This window comes from Pseudonocardia pini (assembly GCF_013870575.1).
Lineage (GTDB): Bacteria > Actinomycetota > Actinomycetes > Mycobacteriales > Pseudonocardiaceae > Pseudonocardia > Pseudonocardia pini.
Window position 1 is genome coordinate 1 of record NZ_JACBXB010000409.1, and the last position, 4895, is coordinate 4895.

3 protein-coding genes are annotated in these 4895 nt (G+C 70.9%); 2 read left to right on the forward strand and 1 reads right to left on the reverse strand.

Going from position 1 to position 4895, the window contains the following annotated elements; all coding sequences use genetic code 11:
* On the reverse strand, positions 1–1040 hold a 1040-nt coding region (locus H5J29_RS20840; protein ID WP_181782729.1), incomplete at its 3' end, for a zinc-dependent metalloprotease.
* 50 nt (positions 1041–1090) lie between these two features.
* Here H5J29_RS20840 and H5J29_RS20845 point away from each other — a divergent pair.
* The gene (locus tag H5J29_RS20845; protein ID WP_181782730.1) at positions 1091–2113 is read left to right on the forward strand and encodes a YlbL family protein; all 1023 of its coding nucleotides are present in this window, start codon (positions 1091–1093) and stop codon (positions 2111–2113) included.
* A 155-nt stretch (positions 2114–2268) separates the two neighbouring features.
* Positions 2269–4895 (forward strand): UPF0182 family protein (locus H5J29_RS20850; RefSeq protein ID WP_220187711.1); only part of this gene is annotated, 2627 nt, incomplete at its 3' end.

The following is a 4895-nucleotide window of genomic DNA, read 5'->3' on the forward strand; positions in this document are numbered from 1 at the left end:
ACCCAGCCCTCGATGAGCGCGAGCAGGGTCTCCAGCCGGGCCAGCGCCGCCTTCTGCTCGGGCGTGGTCTGCGGCTCGAACATCCCGGACTGCATGGCCTCCTGGATCGAGGCCGGGTTCGACGGGTCGATCTGGCGGGCCATGTCCTCGATGCGCGAGGTGTCCACGGTGATGCCGCGGGCGTAGTCCTCGACGGCGCCGAGCAGCCGCTCCCGCAGCCACGGGACGTGCACGAACAGCCGGTGGTGCGCCGCCTCCCGGGCCGCGAGGTAGATCATGACCTCGCTGGCGGGGCGGTCGAGGCCCTCGGTGAACTTCTCGATGGCCTCCGGCAGCAACGCCGCCGTGCGCTCGGGCCCGACCGGGAACCCGACCTCGGTGCCGGTCAGCACCTCGGCGGCGAGCTGCCCCAGCCCACTGCCGAGCTGGCTGCCGAACGCCAGGCCGCCCATCTGGCCGATCATCGCGAGCATCGGTCCCGCGGCGGACCGGACCTCCTCGGGCAGGCCCTCGACCCAGGCGCCGGACACCCGTCGCGCCACCGGGTCGCACAGCCGCTTCCAGGTGGGCATGCTCGCCCGCACCCAGTCCGACGGCGTCCAGGCGACCGTCTCCGTGGCCCCCGCCGGGAACTCGGTGGCCGGGTCCAGCCAGAGCTCGGCCAGCTTCACCGAGTCCGCCACCGCGGTGCGCTGGGCGTCCGTGAGCGACGACGTCTTCTGCGAGAGCTGCTGGGTCGCCATCTGCGCGGCCAGGTCGTAGTTCACCGGGCCGTCGCTCGGCCCCGCCTGACCCGCGCTGGAGAGCATCTGGCCGAGCTGGCTGAGCATCTGGCCGAGCTGGCCGACGTCGAAGCCGCCCGGACCGCCGCCCGGCATTCCGGGCATACCCGGCATCCCGGGGATGCCCGGGAACTGGCCGCCGCCCAGGTTGCCGAATCCGAACGGGTCCTGCGGGCCGTCGGACTCGTCCCGGTTGCGGTCGCGGTCGCGGTCCGGGTCACGGTCGTTGGGGCCGAAGCCGAACGGGACGTCACTCATACCGACCACGGTACGCGGACCGCACGCGCCGCGGCGTAGGTTCGCTCTCCGTGAGCCGCCGAACGTCGACGCTGGTCGCCGCCGTGCTCCTCGTCGTCGTGGTGGTGGGCGTCGGAACCGTCGTCCGCGTGCCGTTCGTGGCGCTGGGGCCGGGGCCGACCTTCGACACCCTGGGTGACGTCGACGGGACGCAGGTCGTCGCCGTCGACGGGACGCCGACCTACCCGACCGCCGGGCACCTGAACATGACCACCGTCTCGGTCAACGACGGCATCACCGCGTTGTCCGCGCTGGGGTTCTGGCTCGCGCCGGACCGTCGCCTCGTCCCGCGGGACACCGTCTACCCGCCCGGGCAGTCGACCGAGGACGTCGACCGGGCGAACACCGCGCAGTTCGCCGCGTCGGAGACCAACGCCGAGCTGGCGGCCCTCACCCAGCTCGGCCTCCCCACCCGCGCGACGGTCGCCGAGATCGTCCCCGGGGCCGCCGCGGACGGCGTGCTGCGCGAGGGGGACACCATCGTCGCGGTCCGCGGGATCCCGGTCGCCACCCCGGACCAGGTCGCGGGCGCGTTGCAGGGGACCACCGCGGGCCAGTCCGTGGACGTCACCTACGAGCGGGCGGGCAGCCGGGCGGACGCGCAGGTCGTGCTCGGCGCGAACCCGGACCGCGACCAGGGGATGCTCGGCGTTCGGCCCGGCGTCGAACCCGCGACGGGGGACATCACCATCAGCCTCGGCGACGTCGGCGGCCCCTCCGCCGGGCTGATGTTCGCGTTGGCCGTGGTGGACAAGCTGACCCCCGGGGAGCTCAACGGCGGCCGGTTCGTGGCCGGGACCGGCACGATCGACGCCACGGGGGCGGTCGGCCCGATCGGCGGCATCCCCTTCAAGATGCAGGCGGCGCGGGACGCGGGCGCGGCGGTCTTCCTGGTGCCCTCGGACAACTGCGCGGAGGCACAGGCGAACGCGCCCGACGGCCTGCAGCTCGTCAGGGTGGCCACGCTGGCGTCCGCCGTCGAGTCCCTCACCGCGCTCGACAGCGGGGGCACCGCTCCGTCGTGTGCGAGCTGACCTGCGATGACCCGCATGTCGGTGCGGACCTGTACGGTCGCGCGGACAGGACGAACGGTACGAACCGTGCAGGCAGACGTGGCACACGGGAACTCCACACCCCGTCCGTAGAGTTGTCCCACCAGACCCGACTTCTCGAGGAGTGACCAGTGGCCATGCGGCCCCCGGCGGGAGCGCCGTCGTTGTCCCGCCGCACGCGGATCCTGCTGATCGCGGCAGCGGTCCTGGTGGTCGTGCTGCTGGGCGGTTCCCGGCTCGTCGACCTCTACGTCGACTGGCTCTGGTTCGGCGAGACCGGCTACCGCGGTGTCCTCGGCACCGTGATCGTGACCCGGATCCTGCAGTTCGTCATCGGCGGGCTGCTGCTCGGCGGCACGGTGTGGCTCACGATGTGGCTCGCCTACCGCTTCCGCCCCGTGTTCGTGCCGGTCAACGGCCCTGAGGACCCGATAGCGCGGTACCGCACGGTCGTCATCTCCCGGCTGAAGCTGTTCGGCATCGGGATCCCGGTCGTCGTCGGCATCATCGCCGGCCTGGCGGCCCAGGGCGACTGGCAGACCGTCCAGATGTTCCTGAACGCCACGCCGTTCGGGCAGACGGACGCCGAGTTCGGCAACGACATCTCGTTCTACGCCTTCACCCTGCCGTTCATCCGGCTGCTGCTGGACTGGCTGTTCGTGTCCGTGGCGATCGGGTTCGTGGTCTCGCTCATCGCGAACTACGTCTTCGGCGGCATCCGGCTGACCGGGCGCTCGGGCCAGGTCTCGGCGGCCGCGCGGGCCCAGCTCGCCATCCTCGCCGGGCTGTTCGTGCTGCTCAAGGCGGTCGCGTACTACCTGGACCGGTACGAGCTGCTCTACTCGGACCGCAACCAGAACTTCTTCGGTGCCACGTACACCGACCTCAACGCGGTGATGCCGGCCAAGCTGATCCTGCTGGTCATCTCGGTGATCTGCGCGGCCGCCTTCTTCGCCGCCGTGTTCCGGCGCAACCTGCAGCTCCCGGCGATCGCCGTGGTGTTGCTGGTGCTGTCGAGCGTGCTGGTCGGCGCGGCCTGGCCTGCGGTGCTGCAGCAGTTCGTCGTCGCCCCGAACGCGAACGAGCGCGAGGCCCCGTCGATCGAGCGGAACATCGCGGCCACCCGCGCGGCCTTCGGCCTCACTGACGACAAGGTCACGATCGAGCCGTACTCCGGGACGTCGACCGCCACGTCGGCCGAGGTGCGGGCGGACACCGCGACCATCCCGAACATCCGCCTGCTCGACCCGGGCAAGCTGAACAAGACCTTCACCCAGCTCCAGCAGCGCCGGAACTTCTACGGCTTCCCGGACAAGCTGGACATCGACCGCTACACGGTCAACGGCCAGCAGCAGGACTACGTGGTCGCCGCCCGCGAGCTGGACTCCAGCGCGCTCGTCGGCAACCAGCAGGACTGGATCAACCGGCACCTCGTGTACACGCACGGCAACGGCTTCGTCGCGGCCCCCGCGAACCAGGTCAACGCCGCGCTGGAGGACACCGGCGGCCAGGGCGGCCTGCCGAACTTCACGGTCAGCGACACCACGACCGAGGGCACGATCCCGGTCTCGCAGCCGCGGATCTACTACGGCGAGCTGATCACGGACTACTCCATCGTCGGCGCGGACGAGGGGGACGCGCCCCGCGAGTACGACACGGACTCGGCGCAGTTCACCTACAACGGCGCTGGCGGCGTCTCGCTGGGGAACCTGTTCAACCGGCTGGCCTTCTCGCTCTACTACGGCGAGCGGAACATCCTGTTCAACAGCTCCATCAACGACAACTCGCGGATCATGTACGACCGGGACCCGCGGGACCGCGTCGAGAAGGTCGCCCCCTGGCTGACCCTCGACAACGACCCGTACCCGGCGGTCATCGACGGCCGCGTCCAGTGGATCGTCGACGGCTACACCACCCTGCAGCACTACCCGTACGCGGAGCAGGTGCCGCTCGGCGACACCACGCAGGACAGCCAGGTCGGCCTGCAGGGCCAGCGGCTGCCGAACGAGAGCATCAGCTACCTGCGGAACTCGGTGAAGGCGACGGTCGACGCGTACGACGGCACCGTCTCGCTCTACGCGTTCGACGAGTCGGACCCGGTGCTGCAGACGTGGATGAAGGCCTTCCCGGACACCGTGAAGCCCGCGGCGGACATCAGCGACTCGCTGCGCGCACACTTCCGGTACCCGGAGGACCAGTTCAAGGTCCAGCGCGAGCTGCTGACCCGGTACCACGTGGACAACCCGGCGGAGTTCTTCTCCACCGTGTCCTTCTGGGACGTCCCGTCGGACCCGACGGTGCAGGGCAACACCGGCGCCTCGCAGGACGCACAGCCGCCGTACTACCTGCAGACCGGCCTGCCGAACCAGCCGCAGGCGAGCTTCCAGCTCACGAGCGCGCTCGTGAGCCTGAGGCGGCAGTTCCTGGCGTCGTACATGTCGGCGAGCTCCGATCCGGAGACCTACGGCAAGATCACGGTGCTCCAGCTGCCCGCGGACACCCAGACGCTCGGCCCGCAGCAGGTGCAGGCGCAGTTCCTCGGCTCGCCCGAGGTCTCGTCGGAGCTGAACCTGTTGCGGCAGAACCAGACCACGATCGACTACGGCAACCTGCTCACGTTGCCCGTGGCGGGCGGGCTGCTCTACGTCGAGCCGGTCTACATCGAGCGCGCGGGGCAGGACTCGTCCTACCCGCAGCTGGCGCGCGTCCTGGTGAGCTTCGGCGGGCGCGTCGGGTACGACGCCAGCCTGGCCAACGCGCTGGA